1 protein-coding gene is annotated in these 677 nt (G+C 73.9%); it reads left to right on the plus strand.

Going from position 1 to position 677, the window contains the following annotated elements:
* A partial coding sequence (locus E0F75_RS39810; protein ID WP_229315927.1) for a ketoacyl-synthetase C-terminal extension domain-containing protein occupies positions 1–677 on the plus strand: 677 nt, incomplete at both ends.

The raw sequence follows: 677 nt of genomic DNA on the forward strand, positions 1-677 counted from the left end.
CTCAAGTCCAACCTCGGACACGCCCAGGCCGCCGCCGGTGTCGGCGGCGTCATCAAGATGGTCATGGCCCTGCGGCATGGCGAAGTGCCCGCCTCGCTCAACGTCGGCAAGCCCAGCGAGCTCGTCGACTGGGAGTCCGGCGGCGTCGAGGTACTGACCGAGGCCCGCGCCTGGCCCGCCACGGCAGGAAAGGTCCGGCGGGCTGGAGTGTCATCCTTCGGCATCAGCGGCACCAACGCCCACGTCATCCTGGCCGAGGCTCCGGCGGCCGAGCCGGTCGCCGGGGACGCGCCCGAGCGTCCCGAGGCCGGTGCCGGTCTGCCGTGGATGGTGTCGGCGCGTTCGGCCGATGCGCTCGCCGAGGCCGCGGGCCGACTGGCCGAGTATGTACGCGCGCGGCCCGAGCTCAGCCCGGCCGATGTGGCGTTCTCGCTGGCCGCGAACCGTTCCGCCTTCGAGTCGCGGGCCATGGTCCCCGGCGCCGAAGGACGCGACGGGCTCCTCGCGGGCCTCGACGCGCTCGCCTCCCGCGAGGTCGACGCGGTCACCGCGGCCGTCTCCGGTGCGAAGCCGGGGCGCGCGTCGGGTGCTCCTGTCGTGTTCGTGTTCCCCGGGCAGGGGTCGCAGTGGGTCGGGATGGCAGTCGCACTCCTCGACTCCTCCCCCGTCTTCGCCCA

It is taken from the genome of Streptomyces sp. CB02980, assembly GCF_014451325.2.
In the GTDB taxonomy this organism is placed as follows: Bacteria; Actinomycetota; Actinomycetes; order Streptomycetales; family Streptomycetaceae; genus Streptomyces.